This window comes from Pseudomonas sp. W4I3, assembly GCF_030816195.1.
GTDB lineage: Bacteria > Pseudomonadota > Gammaproteobacteria > Pseudomonadales > Pseudomonadaceae > Aquipseudomonas.
Genome location: NZ_JAUSXS010000001.1, coordinates 2,002,227 through 2,021,214, shown reverse-complemented (window position 1 = coordinate 2,021,214; position 18,988 = coordinate 2,002,227). Strand labels below are relative to the sequence as shown.

Annotated in this window: 16 protein-coding genes; all 16 read right to left on the bottom strand. The window is 59.6% G+C overall.

The window, feature by feature from the left end; all coding sequences use genetic code 11:
- Positions 1-89 precede the first annotated feature (89 nt).
- The 16 genes from tilS to pyrH all read right to left on the bottom strand — a co-directional run bounded on the left by tilS (position 90) and on the right by pyrH (position 18,905).
- Positions 90-1,409 (bottom strand): tRNA lysidine(34) synthetase TilS, encoded by a 1,320-nt coding sequence (gene tilS, locus QF045_RS09140; protein WP_306491923.1) that lies wholly within the window; start codon positions 1,407-1,409, stop codon positions 90-92.
- A gap of 160 nt (positions 1,410-1,569) precedes the next feature.
- Positions 1,570-2,517: an acetyl-CoA carboxylase carboxyltransferase subunit alpha gene (locus QF045_RS09135; protein ID WP_003172288.1), complete on the bottom strand. Its 948-nt coding sequence runs from the start codon at positions 2,515-2,517 to the stop codon at positions 1,570-1,572.
- Between the two features lie 152 nt (positions 2,518-2,669).
- On the bottom strand, positions 2,670-6,191 hold the full coding sequence (dnaE, locus tag QF045_RS09130; RefSeq protein WP_306491922.1) for a DNA polymerase III subunit alpha: 3,522 nt from the start codon (positions 6,189-6,191) through the stop codon (positions 2,670-2,672).
- A 77-nt stretch (positions 6,192-6,268) separates the two neighbouring features.
- Positions 6,269-6,901 (bottom strand): ribonuclease HII, encoded by a 633-nt coding sequence (rnhB, locus tag QF045_RS09125; RefSeq protein ID WP_306491921.1) that lies wholly within the window; start codon positions 6,899-6,901, stop codon positions 6,269-6,271.
- Entirely contained in the window at positions 6,898-8,037 is a 1,140-nt protein-coding gene (gene lpxB, locus QF045_RS09120) for a lipid-A-disaccharide synthase (protein WP_306491920.1), read from the bottom strand. Before lpxB ends, rnhB begins: the two co-directional genes overlap by 4 nt.
- 2 nt (positions 8,038-8,039) lie before the next feature.
- Entirely contained in the window at positions 8,040-8,816 is a 777-nt protein-coding gene (gene lpxA / locus QF045_RS09115; protein ID WP_306491919.1) for an acyl-ACP--UDP-N-acetylglucosamine O-acyltransferase, read from the bottom strand.
- Positions 8,813-9,253 carry a 3-hydroxyacyl-ACP dehydratase FabZ gene (gene fabZ, locus QF045_RS09110; RefSeq protein WP_003172281.1) on the bottom strand — a complete coding sequence of 147 codons (441 nt, stop codon included), beginning with the start codon at positions 9,251-9,253 and terminating at the stop codon, positions 8,813-8,815. The genes lpxA and fabZ overlap by 4 nt, the downstream gene beginning before the upstream one ends.
- A 111-nt stretch (positions 9,254-9,364) precedes the next feature.
- Positions 9,365-10,420, bottom strand: coding sequence for a UDP-3-O-(3-hydroxymyristoyl)glucosamine N-acyltransferase (gene lpxD, locus QF045_RS09105; protein WP_306491918.1), 1,056 nt, complete (start codon positions 10,418-10,420; stop codon positions 9,365-9,367).
- 3 nt (positions 10,421-10,423) lie between these two features.
- Complete coding sequence (locus QF045_RS09100; RefSeq protein WP_003172279.1) at positions 10,424-10,927, bottom strand: OmpH family outer membrane protein; 504 nt, start codon at positions 10,925-10,927, stop codon at positions 10,424-10,426.
- 45 nt (positions 10,928-10,972) lie between these two features.
- Positions 10,973-13,360, bottom strand: a complete 2,388-nt coding sequence (gene bamA, locus QF045_RS09095) for an outer membrane protein assembly factor BamA (protein ID WP_306491917.1) — start codon at positions 13,358-13,360, stop codon at positions 10,973-10,975.
- 74 nt (positions 13,361-13,434) lie between these two features.
- A complete protein-coding gene (gene rseP / locus QF045_RS09090; protein WP_306491916.1) occupies positions 13,435-14,787 on the bottom strand; it encodes a sigma E protease regulator RseP in 1,353 nt (450 codons plus the stop codon).
- Between the two features lie 38 nt (positions 14,788-14,825).
- Complete coding sequence (gene ispC / locus QF045_RS09085) at positions 14,826-16,031, bottom strand: 1-deoxy-D-xylulose-5-phosphate reductoisomerase (protein ID WP_306491915.1); 1,206 nt, start codon at positions 16,029-16,031, stop codon at positions 14,826-14,828.
- A complete protein-coding gene (locus QF045_RS09080) occupies positions 16,028-16,834 on the bottom strand; it encodes a phosphatidate cytidylyltransferase (RefSeq protein WP_306491914.1) in 807 nt (268 codons plus the stop codon). Before QF045_RS09080 ends, ispC begins: the two co-directional genes overlap by 4 nt.
- Positions 16,835-17,590, bottom strand: coding sequence for a polyprenyl diphosphate synthase (gene uppS, locus QF045_RS09075; RefSeq protein WP_306491913.1), 756 nt, complete (start codon positions 17,588-17,590; stop codon positions 16,835-16,837).
- A 17-nt stretch (positions 17,591-17,607) separates the two neighbouring features.
- On the bottom strand, positions 17,608-18,165 hold the full coding sequence (frr, locus tag QF045_RS09070; protein ID WP_306491912.1) for a ribosome recycling factor: 558 nt from the start codon (positions 18,163-18,165) through the stop codon (positions 17,608-17,610).
- Positions 18,162-18,905: a UMP kinase gene (pyrH, locus tag QF045_RS09065; RefSeq protein WP_003172271.1), complete on the bottom strand. Its 744-nt coding sequence runs from the start codon at positions 18,903-18,905 to the stop codon at positions 18,162-18,164. Before pyrH ends, frr begins: the two co-directional genes overlap by 4 nt.
- Between the last annotated feature and the right edge of the window lie 83 nt (positions 18,906-18,988).

Below are 18,988 nucleotides of genomic sequence, written 5' to 3'. Positions count from 1 at the left end.
GACTGCTTGGTAATCGGCAACTGCTGCGATTCAGGCGAATCCACAGAAGTTGTATCAAGAAGGGAGCGTAGTCTACCGGAAAGGCTCTATCAGCTCAAACCTTGATCGCAGGTCTGTGGCATCCAATGTAATTGCCAGTCATCCGATGAGCTGGCCCATAACCCCGCAAGGGTTGGGACAGCCAGCAATTGCTCACCCCGATACAGCAGCGGCAATCTGCCACGGACGAACCCGGGCAGCCCCCGCTCATTCAACAGACGCTTCAGGTCACGTCGACCGCGACCTGGCACTTCGACGACTTCGCCGCCCTGGCGGTAGCGGACTTCCAATGGACCTTCGGGCGCCTGGCCAATGAGTTTCAACTGACCATTTCCGGGTAACTCCAATGGTTTTTGCGGGTCGGTCCAGCTCACCGACGCGTCGGAGAATTCCGACCACATGGAGGGCAGCCACCAGATGCGCTCGCCGCTACGGTGCAAGTCGCCGTCGGTCAGACGCCAGACGGGCTGTGCATCGTCCCTGGCATCGCGCAGGGAATACCAGCCGGCCCAATGGTTGCTGTCGGGTAGGCGGGTCGATGGAGCCAGCCAATGGCGCAGCGCGTTGCGCTGGCGTGCATCGGAAAGCTCGCGCAAGGGTGCCAGGGCCAAGGAAGACAAAGGCAACCAGGGAAAGGCTGAAGGCTGATCGGCGGCCCGCAGATCCATATGCGCCAATTCGTCGAGCAGGCCTTGGGCTTCAGCCATGTGCTCAGCCGTACGAGCCAGGCTGGCGGCAGCTTGAGGCCATTGCTGCGTTAACGCTGGGAATACGTGATGGCGCAAGTGATTGCGGGAAAACCCTGGATCGGCGTTGGAAGGGTCTTCGATCCACTCCAACTGGTGCGCGCGCGCGTAGGCTTCCAACTCGTCACGAGAGGCGAGCAGCAACGGCCGCACCAAATACCCAGCCGCCAATGGGCGAGACTCAGGCATTGCCGCCAACCCTCGCACCCCTGCCCCGCGCAACAACCGGAACAACAGGGTTTCTGCCTGATCATCGCGATGCTGGCCAGTGAGCAGCACCTCCCCTGCCCCGGTCACTTCGGCAAACGCCCGATAACGTGCGTCACGTGCTGCCTGCTCAAGACTGGCGCCAGGCCGCACCTGCACGCGCATGATCCGCAGCGGCACGCTCAGGCTGTCGCAGATCGATTGGCAATGCGCTGGCCAGGCGTCGGCGGCGCCTTGCAGGCCATGATGGACATGCACGGCGCTGAGGGTCGGGAGCGCTTCGGTCTTTGCCAGGGAGGCGAGGAGATGCAACAAAACGGTGGAATCGAGGCCACCGGAGAATGCAATGTGCCAGGCAGGGGCGTTGCGCCAGGGAGTCAGGGCTTGCAGGAGCTTGGCGGGCAGGGCCGGTTTCATCACAGGTTACCGCCGAAAATCTGAAGTACGTAGGCCGAGCATACACAAAGCAAATGTGGGAGGGGGCTTGCTCCCGATCGCGATGTGTCAGTCAATTATGCATTGGCTGACACACTGCTATCGGGGGCAAGCCCCCTCCCACATGGGTACTTCAGCGACTTTAGAGGCCGTAGCTCATCAGGCGCTCATAACGACGGGCCAGCAGCGCTTCGTTATCCAGCTTCTTGAGCATCGCCAGTTGCGAGCCCAGTTCGGCACGGATAGTCGCAGCAGCCGCGGCCGGATCACGGTGCGCACCGCCCAGCGGCTCGGCGATGACTTTGTCAACGATACCCAGGCCCTTGAGGCGGTCAGCGGTGATGCCCATGGCTTCGGCAGCGTCCGGCGCCTTTTCGGCAGTTTTCCACAGGATCGAGGCGCAACCTTCCGGCGAAATCACCGCGTAGGTCGAATATTGCAGCATGTTCAGCTGATCACAGACACCGATCGCCAGCGCGCCGCCAGATCCACCCTCACCGATTACGGTGGCAATGATCGGGGTTTTCAGGCGAGACATGACGCGCAGGTTCCAGGCGATCGCTTCGCTCTGGTTGCGTTCTTCGGCGTCAATACCTGGGTACGCGCCCGGGGTGTCGATAAAGGTCAGGATCGGCATCTTGAAGCGCTCGGCCATTTCCATCAAACGGCAGGCCTTGCGGTAGCCCTCCGGACGCGGCATGCCGAAGTTGCGGCGTACTTTCTCGCGCACTTCACGGCCTTTCTGATGGCCGATTACCATCACCGGCTGGTCGTCCAACCGAGCGATACCGCCCACGATGGCCGCGTCGTCGGAAAAGTGACGGTCGCCATGCAGCTCGTCGAACTCGGTGAAAATGTGCTGAATGTAATCCAGGGTGTATGGACGGCGCGGGTGGCGAGCCAGGCGCGCGATCTGCCAGCTGGTCAACTTGCCGAAGATGTCTTCGGTGAGCGTGCTGCTCTTGTCTTGCAGGCGAGCGATCTCATCGCCGATGTTCAGCGAATTGTCATTGCCGACCAGGCGCAGTTCTTCGATCTTGGCTTGCAGGTCAGCGATCGGCTGTTCGAAATCAAGAAAATTCGGGTTCATAAGCGTCCGTCTTGGGTCGACGGCCAAGGAGTGCCTGGCCAGCCGGTTGTCTATTCGCGCCCTACCTTAAGGGAGAGGCGCGTTTAGGTCGAGATTAAATGTTTGGCCGAGATCAGGCGACTGCTCTTCATGGAAAAGAAAGCGCCTGGCCATCAGCGGTATTGGAGAAAGACGTTGTCACGGCCGAACTGGTCACGCAATGCTTGAATCAAGCCGTCAGCGGGATCAATTCGCCAGGTCTCGCCAAACTGCAACATGGCCTTGGCGTCGTTGCCGGTGTACTCCATGGTCACCGGGCATGCGCCACGGTGACGCTTGAGCAGGTCACCCAACCAGCGTAGCTGATCGCCCTTGAGCGCCTCGGTCTTGACCTTCAGGCGCAGGCTTTCGGCCAGGTTGGTCCGTGCATCTTCCATGCTCATCACACGCTTGATGCGCAGGCGCAGGCCGCCGGAAAAGTCGTCGTTGCTGACTTCCCCTTCCACCACCACCATGGCATCGGTCTGCAGCAATGACTGGGCGGAGTGGAACGCGTCAGCAAACAGCGACGCTTCGATCCGGCCCGAGCGGTCATCGAGGGTGATGAAACCCATCTTGTCGCCCTTCTTATTTTTCATCACCCGCAGGGCGATGATCATGCCGGCGACGGTCTGGGTATCCCGGGCCGGTTTCAGGTCGATGATGCGCTGACGGGCGAAACGGCGAATCTCGCCTTCGTACTCGTCAATCGGATGGCCAGTGAGGTACAGGCCCAAGGTGTCTTTCTCGCCCTTGAGACGTTCCTTGAGGGTCAGTTCCTTGGCTTTGCGGTGGTTGGCGTACACATCCGCGTCTTCTTCGACGAACAGTCCGCCAAACAGGTCGGCGTGGCCGCTGTCATGGGTACGGGCGGTCTGTTCGGCGGCCTTGATCGCTTCTTCCATGGCGGTGAGCAACACGGCGCGGTTACGGTCGATATTGGCCTGGTATGCCTTGGGTTCGTCATGGAAATACGGGCCAAGACGGTCCAGCGCGCCGCTGCGGATCAGGCCGTCGAGGGTACGTTTGTTGATACGCTTGAGGTCGACCCGTGCACAGAAGTCGAACAGGTCCTTGAACGGTCCATCCTGACGTGCTTCGGTGATCGCCTCCACCGGCCCCTCACCCACGCCCTTGATCGCGCCGAGGCCATAAATGATGCGGCCTTCGTCGTTCACCGTGAACTTGAACTCCGAGGCGTTCACGTCCGGCGCGTCGAGGCGCAGCTTCATGGTGCGCACTTCTTCGATCAAGGTCACGACCTTGTCGGTGTTGTGCATATCCGCCGAGAGTACCGCCGCCATGAACGGCGCCGGGTAGTGGGCTTTCAACCACGCCGTCTGGTACGACACCAGGCCGTAGGCGGCAGAGTGGGATTTGTTGAAGCCGTAACCGGCGAACTTTTCCACCAGGTCGAAGATGTTACCGGCCAGGTCCGCGTCGATGTTGTTGGTGGCACAACCCTCAATGAAACCGCCGCGCTGCTTGGCCATTTCCTCGGGTTTCTTTTTACCCATGGCGCGACGCAGCATGTCCGCGCCGCCGAGGGTGTAACCCGCCATCACCTGGGCGATCTGCATCACCTGTTCTTGATACAGGATGATGCCGTAGGTCGGCGCCAGCACCGGCTTGAGACCTTCGTACTGATAGTCGGAGTGCGGGTACGCCAGTTCGGCGCGGCCGTGCTTACGGTTGATGAAGTCATCCACCATGCCCGACTGCAGCGGCCCCGGACGGAACAGGGCCACCAGTGCGATCAAGTCTTCCAGGCAGTCGGGCTTGAGCTTTTTGATCAGCTCTTTCATGCCGCGCGATTCAAGCTGGAACACTGCGGTGGTTTCGGCTTTTTGCAGCAAGGTGTAGGTCGGCTTGTCATCCAGCGGGATGAAGGCGATATCCAGCGGCTCCTCGCCCACCTTGGCGCGGTCGCGGTTGATGGTCTTAAGCGCCCAGTCGATGATCGTCAACGTACGCAGGCCGAGGAAGTCGAACTTCACCAGGCCGGCCGCCTCCACGTCGTCCTTGTCGAACTGGGTGACCAGGCCGTCACCTTCTTCATCGCAATAGATCGGCGAGAAGTCAGTGAGCTTGGTGGGCGCGATCACCACGCCACCGGCGTGTTTACCGACGTTACGCACCACGCCTTCGAGCTTGCGCGCCATGTCCCAGATTTCGGCGGCTTCTTCATCGACCTTGATAAAGTCGCGCAGGATCTCTTCCTGCTCGTAGGCTTTTTCCAGGGTCATGCCGACTTCGAACGGGATCATCTTCGACAGGCGGTCGGCCAGGCCGTAAGACTTGCCCTGTACACGGGCCACGTCGCGGATTACCGCCTTGGCCGCCATGGAACCGAACGTGATGATCTGGCTTACCGCGTTGCGACCGTATTTCTCGGCCACGTATTCGATCACGCGGTCGCGACCGTCCATGCAGAAGTCGACGTCGAAGTCGGGCATGGAAACCCGCTCCGGGTTCAGGAAGCGTTCGAACAGCAGGTCATATTCCAACGGGTCGAGGTCGGTGATCTTCTGCACGTAGGCCACCAGCGAGCCCGCGCCTGACCCCCGGCCCGGGCCTACCGGTACGCCGTTGCTCTTGGCCCACTGGATGAAGTCCATCACGATCAGGAAGTAACCGGGGAACCCCATCTGGATGATGATATCCAGTTCGAAATTCAACCGGTCGACGTAGACCTGGCGCTTGGCTTCGTAGTCTTCGGTGGTGTCCCTGGGCAGCAATACGCTGAGCCGCTCTTCCAGGCCATCGAACGACACCTTGCGGAAGTACTCGTCGATGGTCATGCCATCGGGAATCGGGAAGTTGGGCAGGAAGTGCTTGCCCAGCTTCACTTCGATATTGCAGCGCTTGGCAATCTCGACGGAGTTTTCCAGCGCCTCGGGCAAGTCGCTGAACAGCTCGGCCATTTCCTCGGCGCTTTTGAGGTACTGCTCTTCGCTGTAGTTCTTCGAGCGACGCGGGTCATCCAGGGCCCGGCCTTCGCCGATGCACACGCGGGTTTCGTGGGCTTCGAAATCTTCTTTCTTGATAAAACGTACATCGTTGGTTGCCACCAGCGGCGTGCCCAGCTTGTCGGCCAGGGCCACGGCGGCGTGCAAATGCTCTTCATCGTTGGGACGATTGGTGCGTTGCACTTCCAGGTAGAAGCGGCCGGGGAACACCTGCATCCATTCACGGGCCAGCACTTCGGCTTCCTGAGGGTTGCCGCCGAGCAGCGCAACACCAACCTCGCCCTCTTTGGCGGCCGAAAGCATGATCAGGCCTTCGCTGGCTTCGGCCACCCACTCACGTTCGATAATGACCGAACCATTGCGCTGGCCGTCGATAAAGCCACGGGAAATCAGTTCGGTCAGGTTGCGATAACCGACGCCGTTCATCGCCAGCAGGCTGATGCGACTCAGGGCGTTGTCCGGATCCTTGTTGGACAGCCACAGGTCGGCGCCACAGATCGGCTTGATGCCCGCGCCCATGGCGTTCTTGTAGAACTTGACCAGGGAACACATGTTGTTCTGGTCGGTGACCGCCACTGCCGGCATGTTCATGCCCACCAGGGTCTTGACCAGCGGTTTGATCCGTACGAGGCCGTCGACCAGGGAGTATTCAGTGTGCAGGCGTAGATGAACGAATGAAGCCGGCATAGTGATCCTGTGCAGTAACTTGGAAACAACAAGGCCCGGGATTGTACCGGGCCTTGAGCAAAACATCAGCCTGGCGACTACACCTCGATGAGGCTCTCGCGCAGCTCATAAGCCTGGCGCACCGGGGCGAACGAGCGGCGATGGATCGGTGTAGGGCCGAGTCGCGCCAACGCTTCCAGATGAACGGGCGTCGGATAGCCTTTGTGTCCGCCCATGCCGTAGCCGGGGTAGACCAATTCGAACGCAGCCATTTCACGGTCGCGGCTGACCTTGGCCAGAATCGACGCCGCCGCAATAGCTGGCACCTTGCTGTCGCCCTGCACCACCGCCTCAGCGCGCATCGCCAGTTTGGGGCAACGATTGCCGTCGATCATCGCCAGCTTTGGCGTAATGTGCAGCCCTTCAACCGCACGCTGCATGGCAAGCATGGTGGCGTGCAATATATTCAGCTCATCGATTTCTTCTACTTCTGCCCGGGCGATATGCCAACTCAGGGCCTTCTCGCAGATCTCGTCATAGAGTTTTTCACGACGGGCTTCGGTGAGCTTCTTCGAATCATTAAGGCCAAGGATCGGCCGGTTCGGGTCGAGGATCACCGCCGCCGTCACGACCGCACCACACAACGGGCCGCGCCCGACTTCGTCGACACCCGCCACCAGTTCGTGGGCATGTGCAACCAGGCTGAAATCCAGGCCCATTTGCGTGCTCATAAGGCTTCCTGTTTATGGCCAATCAAGTTCAGCACGGCGTCAGCCGCCTGATTCGAGGCATCACGGCGCAGGGTGCGGTGGATTTCGTCGAAACCACGGGTCTGCTCTTCGCCGCCGTCAATCAAGGGTAGTAGAGTTTGCGCAAGCGCTTCGGGCGTAGCATCGTCCTGCAACAACTCTGGCACCAACAACCGCTGGGCCAGCAGATTGGGCAAGGAGATATATGGGCTCTTGACCATCCGCTTGAGTATCCAGAACGTCACCGGCGCCAGACGATAGGCCACCACCATTGGGCGCTTGTACAGCAAGGCTTCCAGGGTCGCGGTACCCGAGGCGATCAATACCGCATCGCAGGCGGCCAGGGCCAGGTGCGACTGACCGTCGAGCAGGGTCAACGGCAGGTTGCGCCCTTCCAGCAGTGTTTCAATTTGCGTGCGACGTTGCGGGCTGGCGCATGGCAGCACAAAACGAATGCCCGGCTTGAGTGCTTGCAGACGTTCGGCGGCATCAAAAAACAGGCTGCCAAGACGCCCGACTTCGCCACCCCGGCTGCCCGGCATCAATGCGACCAGCGGGCCGTCGGGCAACCCAAGCTCGGTACGCGCCGCGGCACGGTCAGCCTGCAAAGGAATGGCATCGGCCAGGGTGTGGCCGACAAACCGCACCGGCACGCCCTTCTCTTCGTAGAACCTGGCCTCGAACGGCAGCAGGGTCAACATCAGGTCGCAGCCTTCACGAATCTTCAGCACACGCTTCTGTCGCCACGCCCAGACGGACGGGCTGACATAGTGAACGGTCTTGATTCCGGCCTGGCGCAGCTTGAGTTCGATATTGAGGGTGAAATCCGGGGCATCGATACCGATAAAGACGTCGGGCTTTTCTTCGATCAACGTCTTGATCAGCAGCTTGCGGCGAGCGAGCAACTCACGCAGACGCCCCAGCACCTCCACCAAGCCCATGACCGACAAGCGCTCCATCGGAAAGTAGGAGGTGAGGCCTTCGGCCTGCATCAACGGGCCACCGACACCGATAAATTCGATAGCAGGGTGCTGGACCTTGAGGGCCCGCATCAGGCCGGCGCCGAGAATATCGCCGGAAGCTTCTCCGGCGACCAATGCGATACGCAACTTAGCCATGATCAGCGGGTGATGCCGCGAGTCGACGCCTGGATCGAGTCACGAAACACCGCGACTTCCGGGTGCGTCGCTGCAGGCTCAGCCAGTTCGGCCAGGGCCTGCTCAACCGTCAGCCCATGACGGTAAACCGTCTTGTAGGCCCGGCGCAGGGCCTGGATTGCGTCGTCGCTGAACCCGCGACGGCGCATGCCCTCGAAATTCATGCTGCGTGCTTCGGCAGGGTTGCCGAACACGGTGACGAATGCAGGCACATCCTTGCCGATGGCGGTGCCCATGCCGGAAAAGCTGTGGGCGCCGATATGGCAATACTGATGCACCAGGGTAAAACCGGACAGGATCGCCCAGTCATCCACATGCACATGGCCAGCCAACGCGGTGTTGTTGACCAGGATGCAGTGGTTGCCAATCACGCTGTCGTGGCCGATATGCGCATAGGCCATCACCAGGTTGTGATCGCCCAACGTCGTCTCGGCTCGGTCCTGCACGGTGCCACGGTGAATAGTCACACCTTCACGGATGATGTTGTGGTCACCGATTACCAGGCGTGTTTCTTCACCCTTGTACTTCATGTCCGGGGTGTCTTCGCCTACCGAGGAAAACTGGTAGATACGATTGTGTTTGCCAATACGGGTCGGCCCCTTAAGGATCACATGCGGCCCGATGACAGTCCCCTCGCCGATTTCCACACCTGCGCCGACGATCGACCAAGGGCCGACCTCAACGTCGTCGGCCAGGACGGCCGACGGATCGATGATTGCGCGAGGGTCAATCAAACTCATAGTTTGCGTTCCGCACAGATGATTTCGGCAGAGCACACCGGCTTGCCATCAACCGAAGCCTGGCATTCGAACTTCCAGATCTGGCGCTTGCAGCTGATGAACTTGGCTTCCAGGATCAACTGGTCACCCGGGGTGACCGGGTTGCGGAAACGCAACTTGTCGGAGCCCACGAAATAGTAAAGCGTGCCATCGGCAGGCTTGAGGTCGAGCATTTTGAAACCAAGGATACCGGCAGCCTGGGCCATTGCTTCAATGATCAACACGCCTGGCATGATGGGATGCGCAGGAAAGTGGCCATTGAAAAACGGTTCGTTGATGCTGACATTCTTGTAGGCACGAATGCGCTTTTCCTCAACATTGAGGTCCACTACGCGGTCCACCAGCAGGAACGGGTAACGGTGAGGCAGGTATTCGCGAATCTCGTTGATGTCCATCATTTCGGGGGGAAGCCTGTAATAAAGATTGGGGGCGGGCGGACTAAAAGCACGCCCCGCTAGCAAATCAAGGAGGCAGTCTATCGGCTGTGCACACTTGATATGGAAATGGTATCAGCCTTCTGATGAAGCATTACCGCCAGGGGTCACGTCCCCAACACGCTTTTCCAGCTGTTTGAGACGTCGCGCCATGTCGTCGAGCTGTCTCAAGCGCGCCGCACTCTTGCGCCATTCAGCCGCTGGCTGCATGGCGGTACCGGATGAATAAGCCCCTGGCTCGGTAATCGAGTGAGTGACCATGGTCATGCCGGTGATAAAGACGTTGTCGCAAATATCGATATGCCCCACCAGCCCCACGCCACCGGCAAGCATGCAATGCTTGCCGATTTTGGTGCTGCCGGAAATCCCCACGCAGGCAGCCATGGCGGTGTGATCGCCAATCTGCACGTTGTGAGCGATCTGAATCTGGTTGTCGAGCTTCACGCCATTGCCAATCACGGTATCGGCCAGGGCCCCGCGATCGACAGCGGTGTTGACCCCGATTTCCACGTCGTCGCCGATCAATACGCCGCCAACCTGGGCAATCTTGTGCCAGACACCTTTGGCATTGGCAAAGCCAAAGCCCTCACCACCGATCACCGCGCCCGACTGAATGACCACCCGCTGCCCGATACGCACATCGTGGTAAAGGGTAACGCGAGGCGCCAGCCAGCCATCGGCACCGATTTCGCAGCGTGCACCAATGAAGCAATGCGCGCCGACGGTGACGCCAGCGCCAATACGCGCGCCACTCTCGATCACCGCAAAAGCACCAATGCTCGCAGCAGGATCGACCTGGGCATCCTCGGCAATTACCGCTGACGGGTGAATACCGCCAGCCGCCTTAGGCTTGGGATCGAACAGGTGCGATGCTTTCGCGTAAGACAGGTAGGGGTCAGCCACCACCAGCGCATCCCCGACAAACCCTTCGGCGTCCGCGGCCTTCAGCAACACGGCTGCGGCTTGGCAATCGATCAGGTATTTACGGTATTGAGGATTTGCGAGGAAGCTCAACTGAGCTGGGCCAGCCTCCTGCAAGGTGGCTAGCCCAGTGATTTCTTTCTCCGGGGAGCCACGCAAGGTGGCCCCCAGGAACTCGGCCAACTCGCCGAGCTTGATAGTCGCGGTCATGGTTTACTTCAGCTGGTTCATGCGCTCGATCACCTGACGGGTGATGTCGTATTGAGGCTTGACGTCAATCACGGCGCCACGCTCGAACACCAGGTCAAAGGCACCCTTCTTGATGACTTCTTCCACGGCGCTGTCGAGTTTCGGCTTGAGCTGCTTGAGCATTTCGCGGTCGGCAACAGCCTTGGCTTCGTTCAGCTCCTTGGATTGGAACTGGTAGTCACGGGCCTTTTGCTTGAATTCAAGCTCCAGACGCTCGCGCTCGCCCTGCTGCATCTTGTCACCACCGGCAACCAGACGGTCCTGGATACCCTTGGCGCTGCTTTCCAGTGTCTTGAGCTTGGTCAGTTGCGGACCGAATTTTTTCTCGGCATCCACGGCATACTTCTTGGCCGCGTCGGACTCCAGCAAAGCCATCTGATAGTTCAGAACGGCGATTTTCATTTCGGCGAAGGCCGGGGTGGTTACCAGCACAGTGGCCAGCAGGACCAATTGAGTCAACTTACGCACGATGTACTCCTACAGAATCCGTTGTCGTTATCTTAGGTCAGACGCTTAGAACGTCTGGCCAAGGGAGAATTGGAAAATCTGGGTTTCAGCGTTATCCGGCTTCTTGATCGGCATGGCCAGAGCAAAGCTCAACGGGCCCAACGCAGTCACCCAGGTCACACCCACGCCCACGGAGCTGGCCATGTTGCTGAGGCTCACGTCGTTGCACTGGGTGTTGGACTTCAAGCCACTTGGGTTCTTGATCTGCTCGCACTTGGAGTCGAACACGTTACCCACGTCCCAGAAGACCGAAGTCCGCAAGGAGCGCTGATCTTTGACGAACGGCAGCGGGAACAGAATCTCCGCGCCACCCTGGATCAGCACGTTACCGCCGAACGGCAGCGGGTCGTTGTCCGAGTCAGCCACTGTGCCCTGGTTACCAGTAAGCAGCTGGCCACGGCTCGGCGTACCACGAGGACCCAGTGTGCTGTCCTTGAAGCCACGTACCGAGTTGAAGCCACCCGCGTAGTAGTTTTCATAGAACGGCAGACCATTGGTCGAACCATATCCATCGCCATAGCCCAGCTCAGTGTGCAGGCGCATGGTGTAGTTATCGCTCAACGGCTGGAACAACTGGCCACGGTAGTCGAGCTTGAAGAACGACAGGTCGCTGCCCGGCGTGGTGACTTCCGCGGTCAGGCTCTGGGAGTGACCACGGGTTGCCAGTACGCCTTTGTTCAGAGTCGACTCGGACCAGCCGGCAGACGCCTTGAAGTTCAGGAACTTGTCGCCTTCACGGCGGGTGAAGTCGAAGATCTCGTCCACGGTGTACACACCGGTCTTGATTTCATCCTGCTGGGCGGTCAGGCCGAAGGTCAGACGCGAGGTCTCACTGATCGGATAACCCACGTTGACACCGGCACCGAGGCTGTCGATCGCATAGCTTGCAACGTCAACATCGAGGTCTTTGTAGTCGGTGGTGCGATAGAAGGCGTTGTAGCCCAGGCTCACACCGTCTGCAGTCCAGTAGGGGTCGGTGTAACCGAAGTTGTATCGGCTCTGGTATTCGCTTCGGGTCAGGCCGATGGACACACGGTTACCGGTACCCAGGAAGTTGTTCTGCGTGATCGAACCACCCAGGATCAAACCCGCGCTCTGTGCGAAACCGACACTGGCGGTGATCGAACCCGAGGCTTGCTCTTCAACGGCATAGTTCACGTCGACCTGGTCATCCACGCCCGGTACGGCCGGGGTTTCGACGTTGACTTCCTTGAAGAAGCCCAGGCGTTCGAGACGAGTCTTGGATTGGTCGATCAGGTAAGTCGACGCCCAACCGCCTTCCATCTGGCGCATTTCGCGACGCAGCACTTCGTCCGAGGACTTGGTGTTGCCACGGAAGTTAATGCGGTTAACGTAGGCACGCTTGCCTGGGTCGACGACGAATGTGATGTCGACGGTGTGGTCTTCATCGTTTGGAGTTGGCACGCCGTTGACGTTGGCGAAGGTGTAGCCTTCGTTACCCAGGCGACGCGTGATCAGCTCTGAGGTAGTGGTCATCAGTTTGCGCGAGAACACCTGGTCTTTCTGGACCAGCAGCAGGGACTTGACCTGGTCTTCAGGTACTTTCAAGTCACCGCTGAGCTTCACGTCACGAACCTTGTACTTCTCGCCTTCGTTGACGTTGACGGTAATGTAGACGTGCTTCTTGTCCGGGGTGATGGACACCTGGGTCGAAGCGATGTCCATGTTGATGTAGCCACGGTCCAGGTAGTAGGAGCGCAGGCGTTCCAGGTCACCGGAAAGTTTTTCACGGGCGTACTTGTCATCGTTCTTGAAGAACGACAACCAGTTGGTGGTCTTGAGTTCGAACAGGTCGATCAGGTCTTCGTCGGCGAACTTGGTGTTGCCCACCACGTTGATGTGCTGGATAGCCGCCACGGTGCCTTCGTTGATGTTGACCTTCAGGCCCACGCGGTTACGCGGCTGCGGGATAACTTCCGTCTCCACGCTCGCCGAGTAGCGACCCTGGGCAACGTACTGGCGTTGCAGCTCGTTACGCACACCTTCAAGGGTAGCGCGCTGGAAGATCTCGCCCTCGGCCAGGCCAGACTGTTTCAGACCTTTCATCAGGTCTTCAGTGGAAATGGCCTTGTTACCTTCGATCGTGATACTCGCGACAGAAGGTCGCTCGACGACGGTGATGACCAGGACATTGCCTTCGCGACCCAGTTGGATATCTTGAAAGAACCCGGTTTTGAACAGCGCACGAGTGGATTCCACCAGGCGACGATCATCAGCCTGTTCCCCGACGTTCAACGGCAAGGCACCAAAGACGCTACCCGCGGAAACCCGCTGGAGGCCGTTGACGCGAATATCGGAGATGGTGAAGGACTCGGCGTGAACTTCGGCGATCATCAATACGGTGAGAACCGCAGTTAGCAGCAGACGTTTCATGAAGTCCTTTCTTATTCCAACTGGCAATAAACAAACTGCCGCAAAATGCGGCAGATTCGCAATTCAGCGAAGCGTTACAGTCGTCCCAGATCGTTGACCAGAGCTAACAACATCACCCCGACCACCAAACTGATACCGATCTGTATCCCCCAACCCTGCACCCGATCCGACAAGGGGCGACCACGCACCCACTCGACCAGATAAAACAGCAGATGCCCCCCATCCAATACTGGAATGGGCAGCAAATTCAGAACCCCAAGGCTGATACTCAGATAAGCCAGGAAATTCAGGAAATCCGCGACACCCGACTGGGCAGAAGCGCCCGCCACTTTAGCAATGGTTATCGGTCCACTCAAGTTTTTTACCGAGAGCTCGCCGAACAACATTTTCTTGAGCGATTCTAGGGTCAGCACGCTCATGGTCCAAGTGCGTTTCGCGCCCTCCCCAATTGCTGCCAACGGCCCGAAGCTGACCTCTCGCACCATCGATGGCGGCCACTCGACACCTTTGACCCCGGCACCCAGGTAACCCCCGGCGGCCTTGGCCTCCCCACGTACCGACAAGGTCACGGGAACGTCGATTTGAGCACCTTCGCGCTCAACTTTCAGCACAATTTTGGTATCAGGCCGTACACGCACCAGGTCGACCACTTGCTGCCAGTCGCCCAGCGCCTGACCATCGAGGGCCAACAGGCGGTCGCCGGTTTTCAGGCCCGCAGCCTGGGCCGGGCCTTTAGGGTCCAGCTCGGCGAGCACCGGCGGCAACGCCGGACGCCACGGACGAATGCCCAGGGATTTGATCGGGTCCGGCTCGTCAGCGCCTTGAAGCCAATGGTCCAAAGCCAGCTCACGGGGGCTTTCGGCACTGGAGTCCTGCTCGCGCACCACCACCTTGACGGTGCCGCTCTCGCCCAGTCGACGCACCAACTGCAAATTGACCGCCCCCCAACCCGTGGTAGGTTCGCCATCAATAGAAACAATTTCCTGCCCTGCTACCAGGCCAGCCTTGGCCGCCATGCTGCCCGTCTCGACCGCACCGATGACCGGGCGCACTTGCTGGCTGCCCAGCATGGCGAGGACCCAGAAGAACACCATCGCCAACAGGAAGTTGGCAATCGGACCGGCCGCCACGATGGCGATACGCTGACGAACGGTCTTGCGGTTGAAGGATTGGTCCAACTGGTCGGCAGGCACTTCGCCTTCACGCTCATCGAGCATTTTCACGTAGCCACCCAGCGGGATGGCTGCGATCACGAACTCGGTGCCGCGACGGTCGTGCCAGCGGACCAGCGGCATGCCGAAGCCGACGGAAAAGCGCAATACCTTGACGCCGCAACGACGCGCCACCCAGAAGTGGCCGAATTCGTGGAAGGTAACCAGCACACCCAGAGCAACCAGGGTGCCGACAATCATGTAGAGCGCACTCATCTAATTTCTCCGCATTTCAATCCAATGCCTGAAGGCGCTTACCCGCCCACAGCCTGACGCGCGTTGCGGTCCAGCCATTGTTCGGCCAGGGCCCGAGCCTTTGTATCGGCCTCGAACACTGCCTCCAGATCACTCACAGCCACGACCGGTTCAAGATCCAGAACGTCCTGGATGATACTCGCGATCTGCGGAAAGCGGATGCGCCGTTCGAGAAACGCCGCCACGGCGACCTCATTGGCTGCATTGAGCATGGCTGGCGCACTGTTACCCGCTTCAGCCGCTTGTCGGGCCAGACGCAGGCATGGAAAGCGCTGCTCGTCCGGCGCCTGGAAATCCAGGCGCGCAACGGCAAACAGGTCCAATGGCGCCACACCGGAATCAATCCGCTGCGGCCAAGCCAGGGCATTGGCGATCGGCGTGCGCATATCGGGGTTGCCCAACTGCGCCAATACCGAGCCATCCACGTAATCCACCAGGGAATGAATCACGCTTTGCGGGTGAATCACCACCTCTACCTGATCGGGCCGCGCATCGAACAGCCAGCAGGCCTCGATCAACTCAAGGCCCTTGTTCATCATGCTTGCCGAGTCCACGGAGATCTTGCGCCCCATGGACCAGTTCGGGTGCGCGCACGCCTGGTCGGGCGACACATGCTCCAGCTCATCCAAAGGAGTCTGTCGAAAGGGGCCACCGGACGCCGTCAGCAAAATCCGGCGCACGCCAACCTGGCTCAAGCCGCGGGCAAAATCAGCAGGCATGCACTGGAAGATCGCGTTGTGCTCGCTGTCGAGAGGCAACAGGACCGCACCGCTCTTGCGCACGGCCTGCATAAAGAGCGCGCCGGACATGACCAGCGCTTCTTTATTGGCCAGCAGGATCTTTTTGCCCGCATCAACTGCGGCCAGTGTCGGGCGCAAACCCGCCGCTCCGACGATCGCCGCCACCACAGTGTCCACTTCGGCATCGGCAGACACCTGGCACAGCCCCTCTTCGCCCACCAATACTTGGGTGGCAAGGCCGACAGCCCGCAGGTCATCCTGCAGGCTACGGGCGGCAGCGGCCTGTGGCACCACCGCAAAACGCGGAGAGTGGCGCACGCACAGCGCGAGCAATTCACTGATACGGGTGAAGCCGGTCAGCGCAAACACCTGATAACGATCAGGATGACGGGCGATGACATCCAGGCTGCTCAGCCCGACCGAGCCGGTCGCGCCCAGCACGGTAACCTGCTGTGGACGGCTCACGAAGCGATCATCCACAGCAACACAGCAAAGATCGGCAACGCAGCGGTGAGGCTGTCGATACGGTCCAGCACGCCGCCGTGACCCGGCAGCAGGTTGCTGCTGTCCTTGATCCCGGCCTGGCGCTTGAACATGCTTTCGGTAAGGTCACCCACCACCGAAATGAAGACGACGACGGCAGTACCCAGCAAAGCCAGGAAAATCTCTTTCACCGACCAGTCGCGCAACACACCGACTACCAGCGCGATCAGCAGCGTCAAGGCCAGGCCGCCGTATACGCCTTCCCAGCTCTTGCCCGGACTGACGGCAGGCGCCAGCTTGCGCTTGCCGAAGGCACGGCCCGAAAAATAGGCACCAATGTCGGCGCCCCAGACCAGCACCATGACCGCCAGGATCAATTCGTTGCCATTCGGGAAACGCTTGATTTCCACCAGCCCTTGCCAGGCCGGCAGCAGGATCAGCAAGCCAATCACCAACTTGCAGGCCACGCTGGACCACTGGCCACTGGTGCGCGGGTAGGTCAGCACCAGGAACGTCGCCAAGGCCCACCACAGTACCGCCGCCCCCAGCACCCAAGGCGCGATATCAGGCAGGATGTACATCAGGAACAGCAACAGCGCGACGATCACGGCGTACACCACGCGCGGCAATTGATCGCTGAACCCCGCCAGACGTGCCCACTCCCATGCCCCCAAGGTCACGACCAGGCCGATAAACAGCGCAAAGCCGGAACCCTCGAGCAGGAAAAAACCGCACAAGGCAATTGGCAGCAGGATCAGCGCTGTGATGATTCGTTGTTTAAGCATTTAAACCCGGGCTCCAGCTTCGATCTGCTCGCTCGTTTTACCGAAGCGACGCTGACGGGAAGCGAAATCGGCCAGCGCATTGCGCATGGCATCGTGTTTGAAGTCCGGCCAGAACAGGTCGGAGAAGTACAACTCGGTATAGGCTAGCTGCCACAGCAGGAAATTGCTGATGCGATGCTCGCCACCGGTACGGATGCACAAATCGGGTAATGGCAGGTCACCGGTTACCAGACAGGTTTGCAACAGTTCGGGCGTAATGTCGTCGGGGCGCAGATGACCGGCCTGTACCTCGCGAGCCAGTCGCTGCGCAGCCTGGGCGATGTCCCACTGGCCACCGTAATTGGCTGCGATTTGCAGCACAAAGCGGTTGCTGCCGGCAGTAATGGCCTCGGCTTCACGCATGGCCGTTTGCAGTTCCGGATGGAACCGGGAGCGGTCACCAATGATGCGCAGGCTGATGTTGTTCTCGTTGAGGCGCTTGGCCTCGCGACGCAGCGCCTTGAAGAACAGGTCCATCAAGGCACTCACTTCTTCGGCGGGCCGTTGCCAGTTCTCACTGGAAAAGGCAAACAGCGTCAGCACTTCGACCTTGGCCTCGGCACACACCTCGATGACAGCGCGCACCGCATCGACACCCGCTTTATGCCCGGCAACGCCCGGCATAAAGCGCTTTTTCGCCCAGCGATTATTCCCATCCATGATGATCGCGACATGGCGCGGCACCACAGAGGGCACAGTCTGCTTGGTCTTTTCCATGAAGGCGTCCTGACCCCTTATACGGCCATCAGGTCCTTTTCTTTTTCTTCGGTGGCCTTGGTGATCTGGGCCTCCGCATCCTTGGTCAGCTTGTCGATATCGGCAACGGCACGGCGCTCTTCGTCTTCGCTGATTTCCTTGTCCTTGACCAGCTTCTTGAGGTCACCCAAGGCATCGCGACGAATGTTGCGCACAGCAACGCGTGCATCTTCAGCCGCACTGCGCGCCTGCTTGGTGAAGCCCTTGCGGGTTTCTTCGGTCAGGGCTGGCATGGAAATCAGCAGCAACTCGCCCAGGTTGGTCGGGTTGAGGTTCAGGCCGGCGCTCTGGATAGCCTTGTCGACAGCGCCGAGCATGTTGCGCTCAAAGGCCACGACTTGCAGGGTGCGCGAGTCTTTTACCGTGATGTTGGCCACCTGCGTGATCGAGGTGTCCGTGCCGTAGTACGGCACCATCACGCTACCCAGGATGCTTGGGTGAGCCTTGCCGGTACGAATCTGACCAAATGCATGGTTCAGAGACTCCAGGGATTTTTGCATACGCTCTTGAGCGTCTTTCTTGATTTCGTTGATCATTGTTGGCCTTCCTCGATCAGAGTCCCTTCCGCGCCGCCGTGTACGATATTCAGCAGGGCGCCGGGCTTGTTCATGTTAAATACGCGCAGCGGCATCTTGTGGTCGCGGCACAGGCAGATAGCCGTGAGGTCCATCACGCCCAGCTTGCGATCCAGCACTTCATCGTAGGTCAGATGATCGAACTTCTCGGCATGCGGGTCTTTGAATGGATCTGCAGTGTATACGCCATCCACCTTGGTCGCCTTCAGCACCACGTCGGCGTCGATTTCGATAGCGCGCAGGCACGCGGCCGAATCGGTGGTGAAGAACGGGTTACCCGTGCCAGCGGCAAAGATCACCACTTCCTTGGCGTTCAGGTGGCGCATGGCCTTACGGCGATCATAGTGATCGGTCACGCCAACCATGGAGATCGCCGACATCACGATGGCCGAGATGTTGGCACGCTCAAGGGCGTCCCGCATGGCCAGGGCGTTCATCACAGTGGCCAGCATGCCCATGTGGTCGCCAGTGACCCGATCCATGCCGGCAGCGCTCAGTGCCGCGCCGCGGAACAGGTTACCACCGCCGATCACCAGACCCACCTGGACGCCGATACCGACCAATTGGCCGACCTCGAGTGCCATGCGGTCAAGCACCTTGGGGTCGATCCCGAACTCTTCCGAGCCCATCAGGGCCTCGCCGCTGAGCTTGAGTAGAATGCGTTTATAGCGAGCCTGATAACCACTGCCCTGCTGAGCCATTGCGAATCTCTCCTGCGGCGTATTTTTAAAAAAATTCTTGGCGAGCCGTTTACGGCTTGCGTTCACTCTAGCTGGACGCCATC

What these genes read in the sequence shown, in the direction of transcription:
- bamA (WP_306491917.1), bottom strand. Translation starts at nt 13,360, where the DNA reads ATGAAACGTCTGCTGCTAACTGCGGTTCTCACCGTATTGATGATCGCC.
- pyrH (WP_003172271.1), bottom strand. Translation starts at nt 18,905, where the DNA reads ATGGCTCAGCAGGGCAGTGGTTATCAGGCTCGCTATAAACGCATTCTA.
- rseP (WP_306491916.1), bottom strand. Translation starts at nt 14,787, where the DNA reads ATGAGTGCGCTCTACATGATTGTCGGCACCCTGGTTGCTCTGGGTGTG.
- tilS (WP_306491923.1), bottom strand. Translation starts at nt 1,409, where the DNA reads ATGAAACCGGCCCTGCCCGCCAAGCTCCTGCAAGCCCTGACTCCCTGG.
- fabZ (WP_003172281.1), bottom strand. Translation starts at nt 9,253, where the DNA reads ATGATGGACATCAACGAGATTCGCGAATACCTGCCTCACCGTTACCCG.
- rnhB (WP_306491921.1), bottom strand. Translation starts at nt 6,901, where the DNA reads ATGAGCACGCAAATGGGCCTGGATTTCAGCCTGGTTGCACATGCCCAC.
- lpxA (WP_306491919.1), bottom strand. Translation starts at nt 8,816, where the DNA reads ATGAGTTTGATTGACCCTCGCGCAATCATCGATCCGTCGGCCGTCCTG.
- lpxB (WP_306491920.1), bottom strand. Translation starts at nt 8,037, where the DNA reads ATGGCTAAGTTGCGTATCGCATTGGTCGCCGGAGAAGCTTCCGGCGAT.
- QF045_RS09080 (WP_306491914.1), bottom strand. Translation starts at nt 16,834, where the DNA reads ATGCTTAAACAACGAATCATCACAGCGCTGATCCTGCTGCCAATTGCC.
- dnaE (WP_306491922.1), bottom strand. Translation starts at nt 6,191, where the DNA reads ATGCCGGCTTCATTCGTTCATCTACGCCTGCACACTGAATACTCCCTG.
- lpxD (WP_306491918.1), bottom strand. Translation starts at nt 10,420, where the DNA reads ATGACCGCGACTATCAAGCTCGGCGAGTTGGCCGAGTTCCTGGGGGCC.
- QF045_RS09135 (WP_003172288.1), bottom strand. Translation starts at nt 2,517, where the DNA reads ATGAACCCGAATTTTCTTGATTTCGAACAGCCGATCGCTGACCTGCAA.
- uppS (WP_306491913.1), bottom strand. Translation starts at nt 17,590, where the DNA reads ATGGAAAAGACCAAGCAGACTGTGCCCTCTGTGGTGCCGCGCCATGTC.
- frr (WP_306491912.1), bottom strand. Translation starts at nt 18,165, where the DNA reads ATGATCAACGAAATCAAGAAAGACGCTCAAGAGCGTATGCAAAAATCC.